22 protein-coding genes are annotated in these 23,565 nt (G+C 68.7%); 15 read left to right on the top strand and 7 right to left on the bottom strand.

Annotation, left to right across the window (positions count from 1 at the left end; genetic code table 11):
• Nucleotides 1-114 precede the first annotated feature (114 nt).
• Genes TX76_RS05230 through TX76_RS05245 form a run of 4 tightly spaced genes read left to right on the top strand, consistent with a single transcriptional unit; the run spans nt 115 to nt 6,550 of the window.
• Complete coding sequence (locus TX76_RS05230; RefSeq protein WP_049899952.1) at nt 115-1,410, top strand: extracellular solute-binding protein; 1,296 nt, start codon at nt 115-117, stop codon at nt 1,408-1,410.
• A 1-nt stretch (nt 1,411) separates the two neighbouring features.
• Nucleotides 1,412-3,025, top strand: coding sequence for an ABC transporter permease (locus TX76_RS05235; RefSeq protein ID WP_049899955.1), 1,614 nt, complete (start codon nt 1,412-1,414; stop codon nt 3,023-3,025).
• On the top strand, nt 3,015-4,292 hold the full coding sequence (locus TX76_RS05240; protein WP_079890757.1) for an ABC transporter ATP-binding protein: 1,278 nt from the start codon (nt 3,015-3,017) through the stop codon (nt 4,290-4,292). Before TX76_RS05235 ends, TX76_RS05240 begins: the two co-directional genes overlap by 11 nt.
• Nucleotides 4,289-6,550: an ArnT family glycosyltransferase gene (locus TX76_RS05245; RefSeq protein ID WP_049899958.1), complete on the top strand. Its 2,262-nt coding sequence runs from the start codon at nt 4,289-4,291 to the stop codon at nt 6,548-6,550. Before TX76_RS05240 ends, TX76_RS05245 begins: the two co-directional genes overlap by 4 nt.
• Nucleotide 6,551: 1 nt before the next feature.
• Here TX76_RS05245 and TX76_RS05250 read toward each other — a convergent pair whose 3' ends face one another.
• The 3 genes from TX76_RS05250 to TX76_RS05260 form a co-directional block, all read right to left on the bottom strand.
• Nucleotides 6,552-7,268, bottom strand: a complete 717-nt coding sequence (locus TX76_RS05250) for a dolichyl-phosphate hexose transferase (protein ID WP_049899959.1) — start codon at nt 7,266-7,268, stop codon at nt 6,552-6,554.
• A gap of 68 nt (nt 7,269-7,336) precedes the next feature.
• The gene (locus TX76_RS05255) at nt 7,337-8,452 is read right to left on the bottom strand and encodes a hypothetical protein (protein ID WP_049899961.1); all 1,116 of its coding nucleotides are present in this window, start codon (nt 8,450-8,452) and stop codon (nt 7,337-7,339) included.
• Between the two features lie 96 nt (nt 8,453-8,548).
• Entirely contained in the window at nt 8,549-8,830 is a 282-nt protein-coding gene (locus TX76_RS05260) for a winged helix-turn-helix domain-containing protein (RefSeq protein WP_049899964.1), read from the bottom strand.
• Between the two features lie 212 nt (nt 8,831-9,042).
• Here TX76_RS05260 and TX76_RS05265 point away from each other — a divergent pair, with 212 nt between their 5' ends.
• Both TX76_RS05265 and TX76_RS05270 read left to right on the top strand, forming a co-directional pair.
• Complete coding sequence (locus TX76_RS05265; protein ID WP_049899967.1) at nt 9,043-10,218, top strand: DUF1616 domain-containing protein; 1,176 nt, start codon at nt 9,043-9,045, stop codon at nt 10,216-10,218.
• A 6-nt stretch (nt 10,219-10,224) separates the two neighbouring features.
• Complete coding sequence (locus TX76_RS05270) at nt 10,225-10,830, top strand: metal-dependent hydrolase (protein ID WP_049899970.1); 606 nt, start codon at nt 10,225-10,227, stop codon at nt 10,828-10,830.
• Between the two features lie 51 nt (nt 10,831-10,881).
• On the opposite strand, the gene TX76_RS05275 is transcribed toward TX76_RS05270, so the two are convergent.
• Both TX76_RS05275 and TX76_RS05280 read right to left on the bottom strand, forming a co-directional pair.
• The gene (locus tag TX76_RS05275; RefSeq protein ID WP_049899972.1) at nt 10,882-11,886 is read right to left on the bottom strand and encodes a GNAT family N-acetyltransferase; all 1,005 of its coding nucleotides are present in this window, start codon (nt 11,884-11,886) and stop codon (nt 10,882-10,884) included.
• Complete coding sequence (locus TX76_RS05280) at nt 11,883-13,550, bottom strand: alkaline phosphatase family protein (protein WP_049899973.1); 1,668 nt, start codon at nt 13,548-13,550, stop codon at nt 11,883-11,885. The genes TX76_RS05275 and TX76_RS05280 overlap by 4 nt, the downstream gene beginning before the upstream one ends.
• A 150-nt stretch (nt 13,551-13,700) precedes the next feature.
• On the opposite strand from TX76_RS05280, the gene TX76_RS05285 reads away from it, so the two are divergent.
• From TX76_RS05285 to TX76_RS05325, 9 genes are all read left to right on the top strand, one after another.
• The gene (locus TX76_RS05285) at nt 13,701-14,222 is read left to right on the top strand and encodes a DUF2243 domain-containing protein (RefSeq protein WP_049899975.1); all 522 of its coding nucleotides are present in this window, start codon (nt 13,701-13,703) and stop codon (nt 14,220-14,222) included.
• A 3-nt stretch (nt 14,223-14,225) separates the two neighbouring features.
• Nucleotides 14,226-14,465, top strand: coding sequence for a hypothetical protein (locus tag TX76_RS05290; protein ID WP_049899977.1), 240 nt, complete (start codon nt 14,226-14,228; stop codon nt 14,463-14,465).
• A 373-nt stretch (nt 14,466-14,838) separates the two neighbouring features.
• The gene (locus TX76_RS05295; RefSeq protein ID WP_049899980.1) at nt 14,839-15,429 is read left to right on the top strand and encodes an acyltransferase; all 591 of its coding nucleotides are present in this window, start codon (nt 14,839-14,841) and stop codon (nt 15,427-15,429) included.
• Complete coding sequence (locus tag TX76_RS05300) at nt 15,426-16,541, top strand: DegT/DnrJ/EryC1/StrS family aminotransferase (RefSeq protein WP_049899981.1); 1,116 nt, start codon at nt 15,426-15,428, stop codon at nt 16,539-16,541. Before TX76_RS05295 ends, TX76_RS05300 begins: the two co-directional genes overlap by 4 nt.
• The gene (locus TX76_RS05305) at nt 16,534-17,544 is read left to right on the top strand and encodes a Gfo/Idh/MocA family protein (RefSeq protein ID WP_049899983.1); all 1,011 of its coding nucleotides are present in this window, start codon (nt 16,534-16,536) and stop codon (nt 17,542-17,544) included. Before TX76_RS05300 ends, TX76_RS05305 begins: the two co-directional genes overlap by 8 nt.
• Nucleotides 17,541-18,923, top strand: a complete 1,383-nt coding sequence (locus TX76_RS05310; protein WP_049899986.1) for a nucleotide sugar dehydrogenase — start codon at nt 17,541-17,543, stop codon at nt 18,921-18,923. The genes TX76_RS05305 and TX76_RS05310 overlap by 4 nt, the downstream gene beginning before the upstream one ends.
• Complete coding sequence (locus TX76_RS05315; protein ID WP_049900318.1) at nt 18,916-19,968, top strand: glycosyltransferase family 2 protein; 1,053 nt, start codon at nt 18,916-18,918, stop codon at nt 19,966-19,968. Before TX76_RS05310 ends, TX76_RS05315 begins: the two co-directional genes overlap by 8 nt.
• Nucleotides 19,965-21,080 (top strand): non-hydrolyzing UDP-N-acetylglucosamine 2-epimerase, encoded by a 1,116-nt coding sequence (gene wecB / locus TX76_RS05320; protein ID WP_049899989.1) that lies wholly within the window; start codon nt 19,965-19,967, stop codon nt 21,078-21,080. Before TX76_RS05315 ends, wecB begins: the two co-directional genes overlap by 4 nt.
• Nucleotides 21,073-21,942, top strand: coding sequence for a polysaccharide deacetylase family protein (locus TX76_RS05325; protein ID WP_049899992.1), 870 nt, complete (start codon nt 21,073-21,075; stop codon nt 21,940-21,942). Before wecB ends, TX76_RS05325 begins: the two co-directional genes overlap by 8 nt.
• A gap of 26 nt (nt 21,943-21,968) precedes the next feature.
• Here TX76_RS05325 and gdhB read toward each other — a convergent pair whose 3' ends face one another.
• Nucleotides 21,969-23,270 carry a glutamate dehydrogenase GdhB gene (gene gdhB, locus TX76_RS05330; protein ID WP_049899995.1) on the bottom strand — a complete coding sequence of 434 codons (1,302 nt, stop codon included), beginning with the start codon at nt 23,268-23,270 and terminating at the stop codon, nt 21,969-21,971.
• A gap of 1 nt (nt 23,271) precedes the next feature.
• Nucleotides 23,272-23,415, bottom strand: a complete 144-nt coding sequence (locus TX76_RS17515) for a rubrerythrin-like domain-containing protein (protein ID WP_154019014.1) — start codon at nt 23,413-23,415, stop codon at nt 23,272-23,274.
• Nucleotides 23,416-23,565: the final 150 nt, after the last annotated feature.

Genomic DNA, 23,565 nt, shown 5'->3' on the forward strand with positions numbered 1-23,565 from the left:
GACGATCGCTACCGGCCAGGTACCACACGAGACGATCGTGGCGAGCGGCCGAACGCGATCGTGGAAGCGAACGGAACGACAGACTCTTTTGGCTGGCCTAAATCATGGACGACAATGACGCGACGGGACGTTGACGACTCGGCCGAAGCACGGAACAGCGATCGAGAGGACCGTTCGTCGAGCGTCGCTCGCCGGCGATTCCTCCGGTGTGTGCCCGTCGCCGGCGTCGCGGCGCTCGCGGGCTGTCAGGGTGGCGGGAACGATGCCCAGAACGGAAGCGGTGACAACGGGAGCACTACCGAGGGATCGGGCGGGACGACCGTCGCGAGCGGTAGGAACGGGACGAACGGGACCGCGGCGAACGCCACGTCGGCGAACCAAAGCGCGGCGAACGGGAGCGCGGAGTTCGTCGGCTCCGGGTCGCGCGACCCCGCGGCGCTCGGCGGCATCTCGATGACCGAGATGCCGGCGCTGAGCGGCACGCTCCAGGTCTACTCGGGCCGGGGCGAGGCGCTCGTCGGCGAGCTCGTGGAGTACATCCGGAACCTGTACCCCGACTTCACGCTCGAAATACGCTATCAGGGTTCGACCGAGCTCGCGAACCAGATCCTGACCGAAGGCCAGAGCAGTCCCGCCGACGTCTTCTTCTCGGTCAACGCCGGCTCGCTCGGCCTGCTCGCCGAGGAGGGACGGACCCAGCAGCTCCCACAGAACGTGCTGTCGAAGGTCCCACAGCAGTTCCGCGATCCGGCGGGTAACTGGGTCGGGATCTCCGGGCGCGCGCGCTCGATCCCCTACAACACCAACGCGTTCGACAGCAGCGCGATTCCCACGGACATCTTCGCGTTTCCGGAGCAATCGAAGTTCGAGGGCGTGATGGGATGGGCTCCGACCTACGGCTCGTTCCAGGCGTTCGTCACCGCGATGCGCGTTCTCAATGGCGAGCAGCAGACAAAGCAGTGGCTCCAGGGGATGCAGGATCAGGGTATCGAGTCGTACTCCGACGAGTTCCTGATCGCCCAGGCGGTCGCCGACGGCGAGATCGAGGCCGGGTTCACCAACCATTACTACATCCAGCGGGTGCTCGCCGCCCGGTCCGACGCGCCGCTGGCGACCGCGTTCACGACAAACGACGCCGGCTCGGTGTTCAACGTCGCCGGTGCGGCCGTCCTCGACACCGCGGCGAATACCGAACTCGCGGCGAACTTCGTGCGTCACCTTCTCTCGTCGGAGGCCCAGGACTACTTCGCGCGCACCACGAAGGAGTATCCCCTGGTGCCGGCGGTCGCGCCGGTGGGCGCGCTCCCGCGGATCAACGACCTGAACCCGCCCGGGGATCTCGACCTCACCCAGCTGTCGAACCTCGAACCGACGATCGAGCTGATGCGCGAGGTCGGACTCGACGTCTGAGATGGCCACGAACACCGAGGTATCGCGAGACGATCGCCCGGCCACGGACGGCGACGCCGCCGCGAGCGACGACGACGCCGACCGCGGCCCGCTCGGGCTCGTCGTGCTCGCGGGGGCGATCGCGGCCGCCGTCCTCACGCCGTTGCTCTGGGTGTTCCTCGCCGTCGTCGACGTCGGTCCGGCCGCGCTCGACCTCCTCACGGAGCCGGGAACGATCGAGGTCTTTCTGAATAGCGCGGCGATGGTCGTCGCGGTCACCGGGCTCTCGATCGGTCTCGCCGTGCCGCTCGCCTTCCTCACCACCCGGACCGACCTCCCCTTTCGCCGCCTTTGGACCGTCGCGATCTCGTTGCCGCTGGTGATCCCGAGCTACATCGGCGCGTTCGCGTTCGTCTCGGCGTTCGGTGCGAACGGGATCCTCGCACGGGAACTCGGGATCGCGTGGCTGCCCGCGGTGGACGGCTTTCTGGGGGTGGTGTTCGTGCTCACGCTGTACACCTACCCCTACGTGTTCATCGCGACGCGGGCGGCGCTGAAGACGATGGACACCCAGCTGGTGGACGCCGCGCGCACTCTCGGCGACTCGCGGTGGAAGGCGTTCCGTCGGGTGACGCTCCCCCAGATCCGTCCGGCGATCGCCGCTGGCGGGCTGCTGGTCGCGCTCTACGCGCTCTCGGATTTCGGCACGCCGTCGATCATGGGTGTCGACGTGCTCACACGGGTGATCTACGTCGAGCTCAACGCGTTCGGGCGCGACCTCGCCGCCGTGCTCTCGCTTCAGTTGGTGGCGATCACGCTGGTGATCCTCGCGCTCGAATCCCGGGTGCGGGCCCGGTCGCCCTCCGGTGGTGGGTCGCGGCGGGCATCGGCCGTGCGGCTCGGCCGGTGGCGGTGGCCCGCGCTCGCGCTCCCTGCCGGCGTCAGCCTGCTCGGGCTCGCGGTCCCGATCGGCGTGCTCGTGGGCTGGCTGGTCGGCAGCGAGGCGGGCGCGGGGGCGCTCGAACTCGACACCGTGATCAACTCGGTCGTGGCCGCGGGGGCCACAGCACTGGTCGCGGCCGCGTGCTGTCTCCCGATCGCGTACCTCGCGGCGTACCACCGCTCGCGGCTCGCCGCCCTGTTCGAGCGCGCGACCTACGTCGGCTACGCGATGCCCGGCGTCGTGCTCGGGCTCGCGCTCGTCTTCTTCGGCTCGCGATACCTCCCCGCCGTCTACCAGACGCTGCCCCTGCTGGTCTTTGCCTACGTCGTCCGCTTCCTTCCCCAGGCGATCGGCTCGACCCGGGCCGCGTTCGTCCGGGTCGACGACCGACTCCCCGGCGCGGCGCGCACGCTCGGCGACGGACCCTTCAAATCGTTCCGCCGGGTGACGCTCCCGCTGATCGCGCCCGGCCTGCTCGCGGGCGCGGCGCTGGTCTTTCTGACCACGATGAAGGAGCTGCCGGCGACGCTGCTGCTCCGCCCGACCGGGTTCGAGACCCTCGTGACCAGGGTCTGGCAGGCCGAAAGCGCCGGATACTTCGGGCAGGCGGCTGTACCCGCGCTCGTCCTCGTGCTCGTCTCCGGGTGCTCGATGCTCGTGCTGCTCTCACAGGAGGGATACGATGGGAGATAGCGACCTCACCGATCGATCGCGCTCGCCCCGACCGGCCGATAGCCTCGAACCGACGGAACGAGCGGATCCGACCGACGGCCCACGCTCTGACGAACGGGTGTCTGGAGAGTCCACGCCGAGCGAGTCCGTAGGCGACGCCGCCACCGACGCACCGACCACCACCGACGCACCGGCCGCCGCGCCCGAGACGGTGCTCGAACTCGACGGGCTCGCGAAGCGCTACGGGGAGGAAACCGTCCTCGACGACCTCTCGCTGTCGGTGTTCGACGGCGAGATCCTCACGCTGCTCGGCCCGAGCGGCTGCGGCAAGACCACCACGCTCCGGCTGATCGCGGGGCTCGAACGCCCCGCCGACGGCACGGTCCGGCTCGACGGCGATCCCGTCGCGGGCGGACAGGGACAATTCGTCGCGCCCGAGGATCGCGATGTGGGTGTCGTCTTTCAGGAGTTCGCGCTGTTCCCCCACCTCACCGCGGCCGAGAACGTCGGGTTCGGGCTCGACGACTGGACCACCGAGAAGCGCGATTCCCGCGTGGCCGAACTCCTCGATCTCGTCGGGCTCGACGGTCGGGGCGGGAGCTACCCCGACGAGCTCTCCGGCGGCGAGCGCCAGCGGGTCGCGCTCGCGCGCTCGCTCGCACCCGAACCCTCGATCCTCCTGCTCGACGAGCCGTTCTCGAACCTCGACGTCGATCTCCGGGTCGAGATGCGCGAGGAGGTCCGGCGAATCATTCGCGAGGCGGGCGTCACCGCGATATCGGTGACGCACGACCAGGAGGAGGCGTTCTCGATCTCGGATCGGGTCGCGGTCATGAACAGGGGGGAGATCGAGCAGGTCGGCACACCCGAGCGGGTCTTCCAGCAGCCCGAATCGCGGTTCGTCGCGGGCTTCCTCGGTCACGCGAGCTTCCTCGCCGGTTCGGTGACGGGCGACGCGGTCGAAACGCCGCTCGGCCGCCTGGCGCGCGAGCGCATCCACGGGCTGACCGCGGAGTACGACGGCACCGAGATCGACGTGCTGATTCGCCCTGACGACGTGTTCGCCCAGCCCGCACCCGAGGCGAGCGCCGACGGCCGCGTGGTCTATCGTCGGTATCTCGGGCCCACAGTCCTCTACCGGGTGGAGCTCGACGACGGCGGCGTGGTCGAGTGCATGCACAACCACGCCGCGCGGATCGACCTCGACACGTTCGTCACCGTCGACCTGACCGCCGACCACGACCTCGCGTGGTTCCCGCGCGCCGACGACCTCGCCGATCACGAGTGAGCCCTCCCGATTCGCCCCGCGAGGGTCGCCCCCGACGGCTCGCCGCCTGGTCGACGCCGGCACTCCTCGCCGCCCTCCTCTCGGTCCTCGCTGGCGTTCTGGTCCTCTTCGTCGCGACCGATCTCTTCCCGTATCACTCGGCCAACCACGACGAGGCGGTGTACCTCCAGCAGGCCCGACTCCTGCTCGACGGCCAGCTGTGGTTCACGACCGACCATCCGGCGGCGTTCCGACCGTGGTTCTTCGTCCGCGACGGTGCGCAGCTCTACCCCAAGTACTCGCCCGTTCCTGCTGCAGTCTTCGCGCTCGGCGTCGCGATCGACGTTCCACGGCTCGCGCTCGCGCTCGTCGCCGTCGCCAACGCCGGCCTGGTCGCGTGGCTCGCGAGCGTGGCGTTCGACGCCCGGACGGGAGCCCTCGCGGTCGTCTTCCTCGTCGCCTCGCCGCTGTTCGTGTTCACCTCGTCGGTGTTCCTGCCCTACGCGCCGACGGCGATGTTCGATCTCGCGTTCGCAGTCTGTTACGTCAAAGCGCATCGCCAGCGAAGCCTGCGATACGCCGCGCTCGCCGGCGTCGCGATCGGGGTCGCCTTCTTCGCGCGACCCTACACCGCCGTGGTGTTCGCCACACCGTTCATCGTCCACGCGCTCTGGTCGCTCGCGCGCGCCTCGCGGGACGGTTCGCACGGTCGCGCTCGCCAGGCGGTCGCGCGGTACGCCGCCGTCGCGCTCCCTGGATTGGCGTTCGTCGCCCTCACGCTCGCGTACAACCACGTCGTGACCGGGGCTGCGCTCCGCTTTCCCTACGCGGCGTTCGCGCCGCTCGACGGGCTCGGGTTCGGCCGACGACGCATTCTCGGCCACGAGGTCGATTACACGCCAACCCTCGCGCTCCGGGCGAACGCGCACGTTCTTTGGGAGTTCGCCACGCGATGGATCGCCTTCGGCGCGCTCGGAACCGCGCTCGCCGGAATCGGTATCGCGGCGACGGTCGGGCGCACGGCGGTCGTGCGGCTCCGTGATCGTGTTCGCGGCGACACGAGCGCCGGGCCTGGCGGCCGATCGATCGCCGACGACCGTACCGCGCCCCCCGACGACCGCGCCGGGCTTCCCGACCGTCACGTTCGGTGGCTGCTGGTCGGCGTGCTCGTCGCGGTCGCGGTCGGCAACGTCGCGTTCTGGGGGAACCTGAACGTTCTCGGAACGTTCGCCGATCCGACCGATGGGCTGATTTCGGGGTTCGGCCCGTACTATCACTTCGACGCCCTCGCGCCGCTGTCGGTCTTCGGTGCGGCGGGCGCGCTCTGGCTGGTTGGTGGGATCGCGTCGATCGCACACACCCGACTGTCGGCGCGTGGCGTCCGCGCGGTCGTGCTCGCCCTCCTGCTCGTCGCGGCCCCGGTGCTGGCGATGGCGGAGCAAGACGTCGTCGGACCGCCGCTCGACGACCACCGGGCGTACACCGAGCGCTACGAGCGGGCGTACGACCCCTTCGAGAACCGGGAGTTCGACCGTGCGCTCGTGTTCGTGCCGACGCCGTACGGCGACTGGCTCGCCCACCCGTTCCAGTCGCTCTACAACCGTCCCGGGTTCGCCGGCGATCGAGTGTACGCACTCGACCGCGGCGGCGGGAACCTCGCGGTCCTCGACTCGTTCCCGAACCGGACGCCGTACCGCTACACGTACCGCGGGACGTGGCAGCCCGACGCGATGGCCGATACCGGACGGATCGTCCCACAGCTCCAGCGCCTCCGGGTGCGCTCGGGCACGAGCCACCGGATCACGACGACCGTCGGCGTGCCGAACGGCAGCGACACCGCCTCGGTCAGACTCGTCACCGACGGCGGAGCGGTCCAGCACACCGTCCGCGGCGAGCTCGGCGGGACGCTCGGCGTCGAGTGGCGAGTCACGCCCGGCGGCGCACGGATCGTCGGCGCAGGATCGAGACGGCTCGACGACACGACGAACGTCTCGGTCGGGGACGATCTCGCGCTCACCGTGACGTTCGTCCAGACGGGCGGAGCCACGGTGACCTACCGCTACGGGATCGTCACGAGCGTCCAGAACGGACGCGCTCGACTGCTCTGGCCGCCCGAGACCGAGGTCTGTCGACTCACCACCGACTGCGGCCACGAGGGAACCTACGTGCCTGGCGCGGACGACTACCTCCGCGGCGTGTCGTCGAACGCGACCATCGAGACGGCGAACGCGAGCGACGCGAAAACAGTGGCCGTGGATACCGAAACAGCTGACGACTGACTCAGCGACGACGCTCGTCGCGACAGACGTCGATGATCGACCGGGCGATCGCCGCCCCGCCGGCGAGCGGATCGAGCGTGGTCTCGCCGCGGCGCTCGCCGTACTCGATCGGGATCTCGTGGACGGTGTACCCGCGCGCGAGCGGTCGGATGAGCAGTTCCGCGGACAGTCCGGTGTTCTCGGTCCACTCGATCGCGTCGATCACTTCGCGTCGGTAGGCGCGCATCCCGGTGGTGGTGTCGTGGACGCGCTCGCCGAGCAGGCCGCTCGCGAGGAGGGCGAAGGCGTGGTTGCCGAGCCGGTTGAACGCGGGCATCGTCTCGGCTCCGTAGTAGAGCCGATCGCCGCTCACCACGTCGTCGCCCGCGTTGATGCGAGCGAGGAAATCGGGCAGTCGGTCCATCGGATAGGTGCCGTCGCAGTCGGTCGTCATCACGACAGGTCTCTCGGCCGCCGCTAGCGCTGCTTCCACCGCGACGCCGTAGCCCTGGGGCTCCTGTTCGATGACGCGCGCGCCGTGCTCGCGCGCGATCTCGGGCGTTCGATCGGTCGAGCCGTCCACGCAGACGACCTCGGCCGCCCCGTCCGTGGCGTCGTCGATGGCCGCGAGCACGCCGCCGACGGCGGCCTCCTCATTGTAGGTCCCCATCACGACGCTCACGTCCTCGAAGGTGTACTCCTCGTCTCGCTCGCTGTCCGCATCGGCGATCTCCTGCATCGAACCGGGTTCGGTCCCGGCCCTATTTGACTTTTTAGGTCTGCCAAAAGCGTCGCGAACGGCCGCCGTCAGTCGAGCCGGCGTACGAGTCCGACCGCCGCGAGGAGGAGAGTTGCGGCCACGAGCGCCGCCACGACGCCGAATCCGGGACCGAACGCGCCGCTCGAACCGTCGTCGGTGGTCGCGGTGCTGGCGTTCGTCGCCGTCGGTGCATCGGTTGCGGTGGCGGTGGCCGTTGCCGTCTCGGTCGGCGTCGCGGTGGGCGACGGGGTCGGTGTCGGCGTTGCGGTTTCGGTCGCAGTCGGCGTCGCCGTCTGTGTCGGCGTGGCGGTTCGGGTCGTGGTCGGCGTCGCCGTCGTCACGGTCCCCGTCGTGTTGCCGTCGGTGGTCCCGGTCGTCGTGCCGTTCGTTCCGTTTGGGGTCGGCGTCGGGGTCTGAGTGTACGTCTCGACGCCGCCGCTACAGGTGCCGGGGCTGATCTCCACGGGTTGACTCATGTCGAGCTCGGTGGTCTCGCCCGAACCGGAGCGGAGGATCCAGCGCTCGATCCGGTTGTCCTCGGGTGCGCCGTCCCACTCCTCGAACGGGTAGTTGTTCGATTCCTCGTTGAACTGCACGTCGGCGGTGATCGTGCGGTAGTTCGAGCTTCCGAGCCCGCGGAACGCGGCCCCGTCGGTGCGACCGCCGTTCGAGAACCACTCGATGTGGCTGGTATCGTTGTCGTGCTCGAACACGTCGTCGCGGTTGGTGTAGCTGTCGTCCTCGACGGGCCACTCGCCGTCGGCCGGGAGCCCCGAAAGGTCGGCCGTGGCGACGAACCCGTTCGGTTCGTCGATTGCGTCGTGGAGGAAGACGAGGCTCAGTCCCTCGCTGCCGCGGTAGACGAACAGTTGGCTCGTCTGGTCGATCTGCATGTCGATTGTCCCGAGCGAGCTGTAGTTCGCCCTGTCGTCGAGCGCTTCGTAGTCGTAGAACGCCTCGACCGACTGCGAGCCGTCGCCGAGCGCCGTGACCTCGGTGCACTGGCCGCCCTGTTCGACGATGAACGTGTCCGCGCCGTCCTGGGCCGTCGCCGGCGCGACGGCGAGCACCGAGCCGACGAGAACGACTGCGAGCACGACGCTCGCGATCCGCGACCAAACGCCGACACCGTCCCGCCGGTGCCGTGCTGCATCACCACTCATTGGAGTGCGGTGCTCGATCCGAACGGATATAGATACCGTTCTGCTGCTGCCGAGTATGAGCATCCGTCGAACCGGGTCGGTGGTGGCGTGACCCGTTCAGACCATCCCTTCCGACTCCAAGCGATCCCAGACGCGCTCGCCCTTGTCGGTGATGCCGTACACCCGGCCCTTCTTCTGGTCCTCGCTCACGAGGAGTTCGACCATGTCGCGGTCGTCCTCGCGCAGCCCCCCGAGCGCGCGTGAGACGTGCGCGATGGCGATGTCCTTGTCCCCGGCGATCCGCGACGGGGTCGCCGGGCCCTCGGACAGTCGTTCGAGCACGTCGACCCGGTACTGCGACCGGATCACGTAGCTTACTGTGTCCCAATCCTCCGACATAGCACTCTCCTCGTTGATGGGGCTACTCGTTGGAGGGATATAACGAGTGTGTATCGTTTACCTCGAAATACACGTTTCCGTCGTTAGTATCCGTAACCACTCGACTCGAAACGAGCGACTGTCGGCCGACTCGCGACCGAGAGCGGTCGAACGACGACGCCACGCCGCGGATAGCCAAATTTTTACGAGTCTGCTCGGTAGGGAGTCCAAGCGTGTCTCGTGACTCCCTCTCGGGCAACGACACGACCATCGAACGCTACGACAGCGACGCGTCGGGGCTTCGCGGGCTGCCCGGCGACCTCCTCGTCGTCGTGGTGTATGCGGCAGTCGTCGGGGGGTTGATCGGCGTCGTCGGCGGTCTCCCGACGGTGGTTCGCGTCGTGCTCGGCGTGCCGCTGTTGTTGGTGTTGCCCGGCTACGCGCTGGTGGCGGCGCTGTTCCCGGGTCGGCCGTCCCGCACCGCCGACCGGAGCAGTTCGCTCTCGCGGCTCTCCCAGCGCTTCGACAGCGCGCGCTCGATTCAAGAGCGTGGGATCCGGTGGGGCGAGCGCCTCGCCCTCTCCTTCGGCGTCAGCCTGTTCACCATCCCGCTGCTCGCGCTCGCGCTCGATCTCGCCGCCACGCTGCTCGGCACCGGCTCGCCGTACCGCACCGGGCCGATCGTCGGGGTTTTGGTGGCGTTCATCGTGGTGTTCGCCGTCGTGGGGATCGTTCGTCGACTCAGCCTGCCGCGCTCGGAGCGGTTCTCGGTGCCGGTCGGCTACTGGATCGACGACTTCACCGACGGGCTCTCGGGCTCGCCGGCGGACGTGCTGCTCAACGGCGTGTTGGTCCTCAGCATCCTCGTCGCGGCCGCGAGCATGAGCTACGTGCTCGCGGTGCCGAAAGACGGCGCGACGGGGACCAACGTGGCGCTCCTGAACCAGGCCGGGGGCGAGGGCGGGGACGGGACGCTCGTCGAGTACAACGAGAGCGTCACGCTCACCGCGGGCGAGCCGAGCGAGCCGATCACCCTCGAAGTCGAGAACCACGAGGGCGAGGCGACGAACTACACGGTCGTGGTCCAGCTCCAGCGGCTCGACGACGCCGGCAACGTCGTCGGGCGGAGCGAAGTCAGACGGTTCGAATCGCCGACCGTCCCGGCGAACCGATCGTGGCAGCGCCAACACCGGATCACACCGAGCGTGACCGGCGAGCGCCTCCAGCTCGAATACCTCCTCTACAGGGGCGAACCACCGCAGAACCCCACCGAGCGCAACGCTTACATCTCACCGGCACAGCATCTGTCGGTCGACATCGTCGCCGGTGGCGGGACCGCCGGCGCTGACGGCGGCACGGGCAGCGGCAGTAGCGACACGGGCAACGCAAGCGCCGGCGGTGGCGGCTGAGAGCGCATGTTCCCGTGGGAACACCTCGCGGTCGGCTACCTGTGTTACTCGCTGTTCGCCCACCTCCGGGGTCGGACGCCGAGCGGTCCCGCCACCCTCGCGCTCGCCGTCGGCACGCAGTTCCCCGATCTCGTCGACAAACCGCTGACGTGGACGTTCAACGCGCTGCCTGCCGGCGTGTTCGCTCACTCGCTGTTCGTCGCCGTCCCGCTCGTCGCGCTCGTGATCGCCGTCGCGTCGCGGGTCGATCGAACCGAACCCGCGATCGCGTTCGCGATCGGCTACCTCCTCCACCTGCCCGGCGACGTCGTTCCCGCGGTCGCCCTCGGCAACGACCTCACCTACTGGTTCCTGTTCTGGCCCGCGATGGAGCGACCGGGCGTCGACATCTCGAACCCGATCGTCGGCCCCGGCGGGGGTGCGGGGATCCTGACGAACACTCGGTTCTACTTCCTCAACTATCTCGACGAGCTGGCGACCCCGCGCGGGCTCGTCTTCATCGGGGTCGAACTCCTCGTGCTCGGCGTGGTAATAGGGCTCTGGCTCCGCGACGGCCGGCCCGGAACTCGACTACTCGCCCGCCTCCTCGACCGACGCTCGTCGCGTCACTGATCGTCACTCGTTACTGTCGGAGAAGCTCGCCGCTCCGCCGTCGGTCGCGCCTCAGCGCAATCGGAGGTAGGCTTCGCGCGCGAGTTCCATCGCCGGCCCGGCGCGTTCGGCCTGGTGGTAGGTCAGGAGCTCGGGGTTGAACTTCGCCTTGTACCCATTGAGCCGGCGCGAGTTCGCCCCCACGAGGTCGTAGCCCTCGATGTCGCGCTCGATCGCGTCGCGCATGACGTGCCAGTCGACGAGATCGTTCGCGGGCACGTCGGCGTCGTGTTTCGCGCCGCCCTGCCACCGGTAGATCGTGTCGCCGTCCTCCAGCGTGATCATTCCGCCGACGAACCGACCGTCGACCCGGCAGCCGTACGTCCGCACACAGCCCTCGGGCAGGCGCTCGCGGAGGTCGATCACGAACCCCGGCGTGACGGCGTAGTACTCGTCTTGAGCCTCGTAGCGTCGATTGACCTGGGTGACGATCCGCCGGATCGCGCTCTCGCCACCCTCCTCGATCGTACAGTTCTCTGGGGTTCCGTTCTTCACGTTGCTCCGCGCGTCGCTGCTGAACCCCTTCAGAAGGGCGTCAGCGCCCGGCGTGAGATCGACGCGGTAGGAGTAGTTCGGCGTGGCCTCCAGCCCGTTCCACCCGAGCGGCCGGAGGTCGTCGTATCGGGGGTCGGTGTTGACGTGGACGTAGCGCGGCTCACACGCCCGATCGAGCCACTCGAAACACCCATCGATGAACTTCTCGTGGCGGCGCTCGCGCTTTCGCTGTTTCAACTTCTCGACGTTGCACAGCGCCGGCCCGAGATACGGAACCAGGAGGTCAGGCGGCGGCGAGAACACCGTCGAGATCCCGAGGCGCTCGATCTCGAAAATCGGAAAGATCCCCACGGGTTCCTGTCCCTTGTATCCGACCAGCGGGTGGAGGTCGGCGTTCGCGTGGTCGGCCAGCGTCCTGAGGCTCCCGAGACGGTGAAACGGGTTCGCGTGTGGGGAGCGCTCGACGTGGCGGTTCCAGTCGTCCAGTTCGTCGTCGGCCGCTTTCGTGATTGCGATGCTCATAGGTATCCGAGGTCCGAGAGGCGTTCCTCGACGGCGCGTTCGTCGGTCGCCTCGCGGTCGCGCTCGTCGATCGCGGGGTACGCTCGTTCGCCGGCCGATTCGACCACCGCCAACACGTCGCCGTCCATGTGTTCGCCGCGGGCCAAACCAAGCGATGCGAGCACCGTCGGTGCGACGTCGAAGAGGTGCGCGCCCGCGAGCGAAGCGTCGGTGTCGACCCCTTCACCCGCGGCGGCGATCAGCCCGTCGCGCTTGTGATTGAAGGGTTCGGTCGGCGGGCCGAACGCCGTCTCGCGCACCTGGGTCGAGAGGAACTGATCGAACGCGCGCGGGACGACCACCACGTCGACCCCCCGATCGGCCTCCGGTCCCTCGAAGTACGCCTCGCGCGGCGCGACGTCGTCGAACGCCGGCTCGCCGTCGGGTGTCTCGATCCCCGAAAGGAACGCGATGATCGCCTCGCGCACCGCGTCGTATTCTTCTTGGGGAACGACGCCATCGGGCTCGCGACCCGCGACGTTGAGACGGATCCCGCACTCGATGTGCGAGCGGGCGTAGGCCCGGGAGGCGGGGAAGTCGACCTGTTCGGTGCCGGCGCGGATCATTCCCTTCGGGACGTGACGCACCACGATCTCGGCGAGGCCGAGGCGTTCGAGCACTCGCCCGACGCGCTGGCTCGTGATCCCGACACGTGCGGCCGTTCGCATCGCGCGTTCGAGCGCGCTCGACTCTGCTCCGCTGCCGTCACCGTCGCGCTCGTCGTGCTCGTCCGTCGAGTCGCTGGCGTCGAGGAACTGCTCGTCCCGGATGACGTCCCACGACGGCATTCCGCGCCCGCCGCGGGCGGTCTCGGTGAATCCCGCGTCGCGGAGGAGGGTGTTGAGTCGCACGTCGTAGCCGGTGTACTTCCCGATGCCGTGGTCGCTGGCGATCAGGACAGTCGCGGGATCGCACGCGTCGATGATCGCGCCCACCTGCTCGTCGACCGCCTCGTAGACGGCCCGGACGGCGTCGAGCTCGCCGGGACACTCGTGGAAGACGGTGTCCGTCGCCTGAAACTCCACGAACCCGAAGTCGGGGGCGAACCGGTCTTCGAGATACCGGAAGGCGTCGGCGCGCATCCCGATCGTTTCGCGGTACTCGGCGACCTTCTCGGCGGTCGTGGTCTCGCCCCCGCCGGTGTGACGGGGGTACACTCGATACTCGCCGATCGCCGCGCGAACGTCGTCGAGGAGGTCGGCTGGGTGACAGGTCGGGTCGTCGGGGGCGACGTACCCAGGGACGAGCGCGCCGTCGAACGCTCGGGGTGGGTCGGTGACGGGCACGTTGACGACGACGCTCGACAGTCCCTGGGAGTCGAGGAGCTCCCAGAGCGCGCGTTCCTTGACGTCAGTGGCGTTCACCACGTCCCAGTCGTAGCCGTCGAAGTCGAGGAAACCGAACACGCCGTGTTTGCCCGGGTTCGTGCCGGTGTACAGGGAGGGCCACGCGCTCGCGGTCCACGGCGGGACCTGCGACTCCAGAGACCCGCTCGTACCGCCCTCGAGGACCGCTCGGAGGTTCGGGAGGTCGGCCCCTGCGTCGGCCAGGCGATCGAGCACGGGCTCGCAGGCCGCATCGATCCCGACGAGGAGCGTTTCCGGTCCCGTTCCACGGCTCGGCATACACTACCCATCCTACTCCATCCGTTCTTATGTCCTGCGCTTGCCGCCGTCCCGAGGCCGACACCGTTCGGGACGGAACGCCGGCCGAATCGCGCGTTGCGTCTGCCGGGCGACCGACTAATCCGCTGGAGCCGGTACCATCGCTCATCGATGGCGAACCGATCCTCGGCGTCGCCCGACCGGCCGCCCGAGACGGCCGGCACGACGACGCGCGCACTCCTCGGGGCCGGAATCTTCGGGTTCGGGTTCAGTGGGCTGATCGACGTTCTCGTGCTCCACCACGTCCTCCAGTGGCACCACCTCGTCTCGGCGATCTACCCGATGACCACCCTCGACGGGCTCCGGACCAACGTACTGGCCGACGGCCTGTTCTCGATCGGGATGGTTCTCGTCGCGGGGATCGGCGCTGGTGTGGTGTGGCGGGCCGAACGCCGGACGACCGTGCCGCTCGCGATCCGGCCGCTGGCCGGCGCGGCGGTCGTCGGTCTCGGCGGGTTCGATCTCTTCGACGTCGTGGTGGACCACACGCTGCTCGGCCTCCACCACGCGGTCTCGCAGGGCGGTCGCTACGACCCCCACTGGGCGGTCGTGAGCCTCCTGATCGTGCTCGCTGGCGTCTACGTCTATCGGACCGGAACGCGCGACACGAACGAAACGGCCGGCGAGGGATGAGCCGTGGCGACGCTCGACGACGGAAGGGAGAACGGACCCTTCAGACGATCGATCCAGGGGACGATCTGGGTAGCGTCGCTCCCGATCCCGGGATGGCTGTTCCCGCTTCACGGGTGGTCGACGACAACTCCGGTGCCACACTGGGTGGTGTTGCTCGTCACGGTCCCCTGTCTCTGGCTCGCGATCGGCGGTGGTGTGGTGGCCGTCGAGCGGGTGCTTGGTGCGCTCTTCGATTCGTCGTAGCACGCTCGCGCCGCGACCGTGACTGACGCGTCGGACGGAGCCCACGTCGTTCCACGATCGACGTGGTCGCGAGCGCGAAGTGACATCTGGATTGCGGAAATTTTGACCGCGACCGATAGGAAAACACTATATGCAAGAAACGAGTCCTTATTCGAAATAACGGTGCTCCTGAGACCACGGGAAACGGAACCGCCCCGTCCCCGCCACCACATCCGCCACCGAATGAGCAACCACAGCCCTCACCGGACGCGACGGCGACCGAGCGCGACGACGCTCCCATCTCGGCGCGCCCGATCACCGTGGGCCGTCCGGTGCCCTCCACCGAGCTCCCAGCCGAATCGCCACGGTGTGCGATCGCCGGAAGTCCCACTCCATGACTGACGACGCACACGCAACCACCGGAAGCGAATGTCACGTCGACCCGGGAGCGACGGTCGGCTACGAGCACGCGCCGGACGCCCGGCCCACCCACATCGGCGATCGGGCGACGATCCGCGCCGGCACCATCGTCTACGCCGACGTCGCGATCGGCGACGACTTCACGACGGGTCACAACGCCCTGATCCGCGAGGACACGGCGATCGACGACGACGTTCTCGTCGGCACCGACGTCACGATCGACGGCACCACGACCATCGGCACACACGTCAGCCTGCAAACGGGGGTGTACGTCCCCACCCACACCGAGATCGGGAACCAGGTGTTCGTCGGTCCGCGGGCGGTGCTCACGAACGATCCGTACCCGGTCCGCCGTGAAAGCGATCTCGCCGGCCCCACCCTCGAGGATCACGTCTCGGTCGGGGCGAACGCCACGCTCCTCCCCGGGATCACGGTCGGTCGCGGGTCGTTCGTCGCCGCTGGCGCGGTCGTCGCCGAGAACGTCCCGCCCGAGACGCTCGCGGTCGGCGTCCCCGCCCGCCACGAACCGTTGCCCGACGAGCTCGCCGGGGAGAACGCGATATGATCCCGATCGCCGACCCACAGCTCGGCGAGCGCGCGAAAGCCCGCGTCGGCGAGGTTATCGACAGCGGTCACCTCGCCGATGGTCCCGAAGTCCGGGCGTTCGAGCAGGAATTCGCCGAATTTTGCGGCGCTTCGCACGGCGTGGCGACCACGAACGGCACGACCGCGCTCCACACTGCCATCGAGGCGCTCGGTCTCGGCGAGGGCGACACGGTGGTGACGACACCGTTTTCGATGATCGCCAGCGCGAACACCGTTCGCCTCGCTGGCGCGGAGCCCGTTTTCGCCGACATCGACCCGGAGTCGTTCAATCTCGATCCACACGCCGTCGAGGCGATCGTCCGCGAGCGGGACGTGGACGCGTTGATTCCCGTCCACCTCTACGGCCTCCCCGCAGCGATGGACCACCTGTGTGAGATCGCCGACGAGCACGACCTCCTCCTGATCGAGGACGCCGCCCAGGCCCACGGTGCGGCGATCGACGGCGAGCGCGTCGGGACGTTCGGCGACGCCGCCTGTTTCTCCTTTTATCCGACGAAAAACATGACCACCGGCGAAGGGGGGATGGTGCTCACCGACGACGAGCGGGTTGCGGCGCGTGCGGCGCGGTTCGTCAACCACGGCCGACCGGCGGCGCGGTTGGGCGACGACGCAGGTGGAACCTACGACCACGTCTCGCTCGGCCAGAACTATCGGATGACGAGCGTGCTCGCGGCCATCGGCCGGGTTCAGCTCGACCGACTACCGGAGTACAACGAGGCGAGACGCGCGAACGCTGCGCGATTGACCGGTGAGTTCGCGGGAATCGACGGGATCGAGACGCCGATCGAGCCGGACGGTCGGCGGCACGTCTACCACCAGTACACGATCCGCTCCGACGACCGCGACGCGCTGCGCGCGCATCTCGACGACGAGGGGATCGGGACGGGGATCTACTACCCGACACCGATCCACGAACAGCCCGTCTACGACGGGGTGGAGTGTGACGTGCCGGTCACCGAACGCGCCGCCGGAGCGGTGCTCTCGCTACCGGTACATCCAAACCTCTCGGCGTCGGATCTCGAATCCATCATGACTGCGGTCGGCGAGTTCGAGGAGGTGTCGGATGAGTAGTGTGGAGCCGCTCCGGGTCGGCGTGATCGGGGTCGGCAGCATGGGCCAGAACCACGCACGGGTCTACAGCGAGCTCCCGACCGTCGAACTGGTGGGGATCGCCGACGCCGACGCCGACCGAGCGTGCGACGTCGCGGCGAGGCACGACACGCGCGCGATGGACCGCTGCGATCTGGTCGGGGCCGTGGACGCGATCTCGATCGCCGTGCCGACCGCCCACCACTACGAGGTCGCGCGCGAGTGCATCACGGCGGGCGTTCACGTGCTCGTCGAGAAACCGTTCGTGGCCGAGCCGGCGGAGGGCCACGAGCTCGTCTCGCTCGCCGACGAACACGATGTCACGATCCAGGTGGGACACATCGAGCGGTTCAACCCGGCGATCCGGGCGCTCTCGGACATCCTCGACGGAAGGGAGATCATCGCCGTCGACGCCCGGCGGCTCGGGTCACCGCGCGAACGCGAGATCAAGGACGGCGCGGTGATGGATCTGATGATCCACGACATCGACGTGACGCTCTCGCTCGTGGACGACGACCTCGATCTCGTCAACGCGGTCGGCACGCAGGGCGGTCGCTACGTCGACGCACAGCTGCGCTTCGACGACGGGATCGTGGCCAGCCTGACGGCCAGTCGCGTCACCCAGCGGAAGGTCCGCGAGCTCACGATCACGACCCGTGACTCGTGGATCGTCGTCGACTACATCGATCGATCGATCGAGATCCACCGTCAGTCCGCCGAGCGGTACGAACCGAGCGACGACGCCCGGCACACGAAGTTCCACTCCCAGGTGTGGCGTCGGGGCATCGAGAGCAACGAGGGGATCATCGAACAGCCGATGGTCGGCGGCGGCGAACCGCTGAAGAAGGAGCTCGCGGCGTTCGTCGACTGTGTCGAGACCGGCGACGAGCCGGTCGTGACCGCTGCCGACGGGCTGCGCGCGCTCGAAGTCGCCCGGACGATCGATCGCCTCGCGAGCGAGGGCGTCGTGGAGGTCGACGCGTGAGCCGAACCGCCGGGGTCACGGCGCTCTACGGCAACAACGCGACCGCGGAGCGCCAGCGCGAGGCGTTTCGGGGCGGTGAGGTGCCGGTCGCGGTCTACGGCCTCGGGAAGATGGGACTGCCGCTCGCGGCGGCCTACGCCGAGGTCTGTGGCAACGTCACGGGTGCCGACGCCGACAGCAAGGTGGTGGCGTCGGTCGACGCGGGCGAGTGCCACGTCGGGGGCGAACCGGGCCTCGACGATCTCGTCGCGGATCTGGTCGCGCGGGACGCGCTTTCGGCGACCGACAACCGTAGTGCGGCCGCGACGGCGTCGGTCCACGTCGTGATCGTGCCGACCCGGATCGACGCCGGGAACGCACCCGATCTCTCGATCCTCGAATCCGTGATCGACGACGTCGCACGGGGGCTCGATCCGGGCGATCTCGTCGTCGTCGAATGTACGGTCCCGCCGAAGACCTGCCGGGAGGTCGTCGTCCCTCGGCTGGAGCGCGAGAGCGGTCTCGCGCTCGGCGAGTTCGGCGTCGCGTTCTGCCCCGAGCGCACGTCGAGCGGGCGTGCGCTGGAGGACATCCGCGGGGCGTACCCGAAGATCGTCGGCGGGATCGACGACGAGAGCGCCCGCGCCGCGACGCTGTGCTACGAGGCGATCAACGCGAAGGGCGTCATCGAGGTTTCGGACGCCACGACGGCCGAAGCAGTCAAACTGTTCGAGGGTGTCTATCGCGACGTGAACATCGCGCTCGCCAACGAACTCGCGCGGTTCACCGACGACCTCGCTGTCGACGTCCGCGAGGCGATCGACACCGCGAACACCCAGCCGTTCTGTGACATCCACGATCCCGGACCGGGTGTCGGCGGTCACTGCATCCCCTACTACCCCTACTTCCTGCTCGACGGCCGCGACAGGGATGGACCGCTGCTCGAAACCGCGCGCGCGGTCAACGACGGGATGCCCGATTTCGTCGTCGAGAAGCTCCGCGAGGAGTTCGGGGCCGAGGGATCGGCGCTCGACGGCGCGCGGGTGCTCGTGCTCGGCCTCACCTACCGGCCGGGCGTCGCCGAAACCGCCGCGACGCCGGCGGGCCCGATCGTCGACGGGCTTTCGAGTGCCGGGGCCGAGGTATTGTGCACTGACCCGCTTCTCGACGAGTATGACGAGTTCGATGCGACCCCCGTCGCCGTCGCGGACGTCACCGACCGACCGCTCGACGGGGTCGTGCTGGTGACGCCGCACGAGGCGTTCGAGACGATCGACTGGTCCGCGTTCGAGCGCCGTGGCGACCGTGACGGCCTGGTGGTGATCGACGGGCGCGACAGCCTCGACCTCTCGGGAACGCCACACCGGACATACACCATCGGACGTGGTCGGGATGTATAAGGGCAAGACGGTCGGCGTGGTGGTGCCCGCCCACAACGAGGAGGCGTTCGTCGGGCGCGTGATCGAGACGCTGCCCGGGTTCGTCGATCGGGTGTACGTCGTCGACGACTGCTCGACCGACGGCACGTGGGAGGAGATCCAGCGCTACGCCGAGCGCGCGAACGAGGCACGCACCGAGGACGCGACGCTCGCCGACGGCGGGCTGTACTTCGATCGGGTGGTCGAGCCGATCCGTCACGAGACGAACCAGGGTCGCGGCGGCGCGGTCAAGACCGGCTACCGACGCGCGCTCGCCGAACGGATGGACGTCACCGCGGTGATGGACGCCGACGGCCAGATGAACCCCGACATGTTGAGTCGGATCATCGACCCGATCGTGGCGGGCGATGCGGACTACGCGAAGGGGACGCGACTGCTCCATCGCGACCGTCGGGAGATGTCGGGCTGGCGCTTCTTCGGCAACTCGCTCCTCACGTATCTCACGAAGATATCGAGCGGCTACTGGAAGATGAGCGACCCGCAGAACGGCTACACCGCGATCTCGCGGGAAGCGCTCCAGCGGATCGACATCGACGGACTTTACGACGACTACGGCTTTCTGAACGACGTGCTCTCGACGCTCAACGTCCACCGGCTGCGTGTCGCCGACGTCGCCCATCCGGCGGTGTACGGCGACGAGCAAAGCGGGATCCGGTACTCCTCGTTCGTGCCGAAGCTCTCCGCGCTGCTCGCGCGCAACTTCGTCCGCCGGCTCGTCATGCGGTACGTGGTGCGGGACTTCCACCCGCTCGTCCTCCTCTATTTCTTCGGCGTCGTCGGGACGCTCGCCGGTCTCGCCGGTGGCGTGGTCGCCCCGCTCGCGCTCGTCGGTTCGGGTTCGGCCTTCCTCCGGGGCTCGATCTCGTTACTGCTGGTGATCGTCGGCGGGATCTCGCTCGCCGTGGCGATGACCTACGACCTCCAGACCAACGAGGAACTCGGCGTGCGGGAACACGAGGCCGGCGAGCCCGAGGAACCGGCGCGGCAGTCGGAGGCCGAGCAGTGAGGGTCGTCTCGGTCGTCGGCGCGCGCCCGCAGTTCGTGAAGGCGTTCCCGGTCTCGCGCGCGCTCCGCGAACGCCACGAGGAGATCCTCGTCCACACCGGCCAGCACTACAGCCAGACCATGTCCGACGTGTTCTTCGAGGAGCTCGACATCCCGACACCGGAGTACAACCTCGGGGTCGGGTCGGACTCACAGGGCCAACAGACCGGGGCGATGGTGAGTCGGTTCGGGGAGCTCGTCGAACGCGAATCGCCGGACGTCATCGTGGTCTACGGCGACACCAACTCGACGCTCGCGAGCGCGATCGTGGCCGCGAAGACCGACGCCTGCCTCGCCCACGTCGAGGCCGGCCTCCGGAGCTACAACCGATCGATGCCCGAGGAGATCAACCGCGTGCTCACCGACCACGTTTCGGACCTCCTGTTCGCGCCGACCCAGCGCGGCGTCGAGAACCTCCGGAAGGAGGGGGTCGACGACGGGATGGTCCACCGGACCGGCGACGTGATGTACGACGCGATCCGGTGGGCGCGCACCCGCGCCGCCGAACGCTCGACGGTGCTCGACGAGCACGACCTCGCCGCCGACGAGTACGTGCTCGCGACCGTCCACCGTGCGGGCAACACCGACGATCCCCAGAGGCTAGAGGCCATCATGGCGGCGCTGTGTGACGCCGAGCGCGAGGTCGTCTTCCCCGTCCATCCGCGGACGAGCGAGCGGCTCGACGCCGACGGGCTCCGGGAGACGGTGGCGGAGCAGCTCACGCTGATCGATCCCGTCGGCTACGTCGACTTCGTCCGACTGCTCGACGGGGCCGAGCGCGTCGCCACCGATTCGGGGGGTGTGCAGAAGGAGGCCTTCTTCCTCGATACGCCCTGTGTCACGCTTCGGGACGAGACCGAGTGGGTCGAGACCGTCGACGCGGGCTGGAACACCCTCGTCGGCGCGGACGAGGCCGCCATCGCGCGCGAGCTCGCACGGCCGGTCTCGCTCCCCGCGAAGCCCGAGCTCTACGGCGACGGCGACGCCGCCGAGCGGATCGTCTCGGTCATCGAGAACGACGGGCGCGACGAACGAAGCGGGATCGCGGCGGCGAACAGGGCGACCGATGGCTGAGTTCGCGCTCTGTCTCACCCACGACGTCGATCGGCCGTACAAGACCTACCAGTCGCTCTACTACGCGCTGGTCGAACGCGATCCCGCCCACCTCGCCGCGCTCCGGCCGGGCCACAACCCCTACTGGCAGTTCGAGTCGCTGATGGCGCTCGAAGACGATCTCGGCGTGCGGTCGGCGTTTTACTTCCTCTCGGAGCCGGGCCTCCGCGGACGGCCGTTCGAAGAGTGGCTCCGCCCGCGATCGTGGATCGAACACCTCACCCGGTACGACGTCGAGACGCCCGAACTCGCGAACATCGTCCGCGCGCTCGACGCTGGCGGGTGGGAGGTCGGCCTCCACGGCTCGTTCGACTCGTTCGACGACTGCGACCGCCTCCGCGAGGAGAAAGAAAAAATCGAGCGCGCGCTCGGCCACGAGGTGTCGGGCGGCCGCCAGCACTTCCTCAATCTCGCGCCTGGCGCGGAGACGTGGCGACACCACCGCGCGATCGGGCTCGATTACGACAGCTCGCTCGGATCGAGCACGGAGTACGGCTTCCAGCACGGCTACGACCCGTTCCGGCCGTTCGACGACGAGTTCGTGGTCTTTCCGCTCACGGCGATGGAGACCGCGCTGGTCGAGGAGGGGGATTTCGAAACGGCGTGGGATGCCTGCGAGGAGCTGCTTGCGGAGGCGGCGGCGAACGACGCGGTGATGACGGTGCTCTGGCACCCGCGCCTCGTGAGCGAGGAGTTCCCCGGCTACCGCGAGCTCTACCGCCGGTTGATCGAGCGCGCGCTCGAACTCGGGGCGTGGGTCGGACCGCCTCGCGATCTGTACGAACGCCTCGACGATCCCGAGATCGACGCTATCGAGGTCTGATCGCGGGATCGTCCGCGAAAAGCGGTCTACGGCCAGAGGCCACGCGCTTCCTGGGCCGCCGCGAGCCGCGAGAGCGCGACGATGTAGGCGGCGTCGCGCCACGTCACGCCCCGCTCGTCGACTTGCGTTCGGACGTCCTCGAACGCCGCCAGCATCTCGGCTTCGAGCTCCTCGTTGACCTCCTCCAGCGTCCACGCCCGACGGTTGATGTCCTGGAGCCACTCGAAATAGGAGACCGTGACCCCGCCGGCGTTCGCGAGGATATCGGGGATCACCGGCACACCGCGATCGTCGAGGACCGTATCGGCCGCCGACGTGGTCGGACCGTTCGCGCCCTCGACGACGAGATCGGCCCGGACGTCGCCGGCGTTCGCCTCGGTCAGGACGTTGCCGACCGCCGCCGGGATCAGGACATCGACATCAAGTTTGAGCAGCTTCTCGTTCGGGAGGACGTCGTCGACGCCGGCGGTGACCGCCTCGGGCTCCTCCTCGTGGGTGGGGATCGCGTGGACGTCGAGACCGGCGGGGTCGTGGACGGCTCCGTTCACGTCGCTCACCGCGACGACCGAGGCCCCCCAGTCGTCGAGCTGACGGGCGGCGTTCGCGCCCACGCTGCCGAACCCCTGCACCGCGACCGTGGTCTCGGCCAATGATCGGTCGTAGTACTTGCACACCTCGCGCGCGACGATCGCCACGCTCCGGCCGGGGGCCTCCTCGCGGCCGTAGCTCCCGCCGACGACGGGCGGTTTGCCGGTGACGACGCCCGGCGTGGTCTCGCCCTGCTGCATCGAGTAGACGTCCATGATCCACGCCATCGTCTGGGCGTCGGTGCCCATGTCGGGGGCGGGAATGTCCCGGTTCGGCCCGATCACGTCGCGAATCTCTTGGGCGAACCGCCGGGTGAGGCGTTCGTTCTCGTCGGCGCTCAACTCCTTCGGATCGACCACGATCCCGCCCTTCGCGCCGCCGAACGGGAGGTCGAGCACGGCTGACTTCCACGTCATCCACATCGAGAGTCCCACACACTCGTCGTGGGTCACGCCCGGATGGAAGCGGAGGCCGCCCTTGTACGGCCCACGAACGCTGTCGTGTTGGGCGCGGTACCCAGTGAAGACCTCGACGATACCGTCGTCGCGTTCGAGCGGGATCGAGACCTCGTGGACCGCGTTGGGGTGGGCGAGGCGCTCGACGACGTTCGGATCGATCTCGACGTGCTCGCCCGCGCGGGCGAGCTGGCGACGGGCGGTGTCGAGCGCGGATTCGGTCTCGGCTGCATCGGCGGTCGATACTGCCGAAGAGGCTTCGCCCGGTGTGGAATCCGAACTCATCTCATTCGAGCGGGATCAGCCGGTTGCGCATCTCCCCGCCACAGTCGGGACATTGGCCGGGGTTCGTCGCCGTCAGCACGATCGTGCCACAGTCGAAGCACTCGTACGGCGTCTCGCTATCGGGGCTCTGGTCGACGTCTCGCATCGTCTTCCAGTAGGGACTTCCGGCGGATGACCAGCAGCGTTCAACAACGAACGCCAACTAGATTTGGGGGTTCGTTATTGAACCATCACCGGTGAACTCTTTCGCCCGGTTTCGCCTGGCCAGTCCGCTGTTCGGGGGTCACGCCGTTTC

It is taken from the genome of Halococcus agarilyticus (assembly GCF_000334895.1).
Taxonomy (GTDB): Archaea; Halobacteriota; Halobacteria; order Halobacteriales; family Halococcaceae; genus Halococcus; species Halococcus agarilyticus.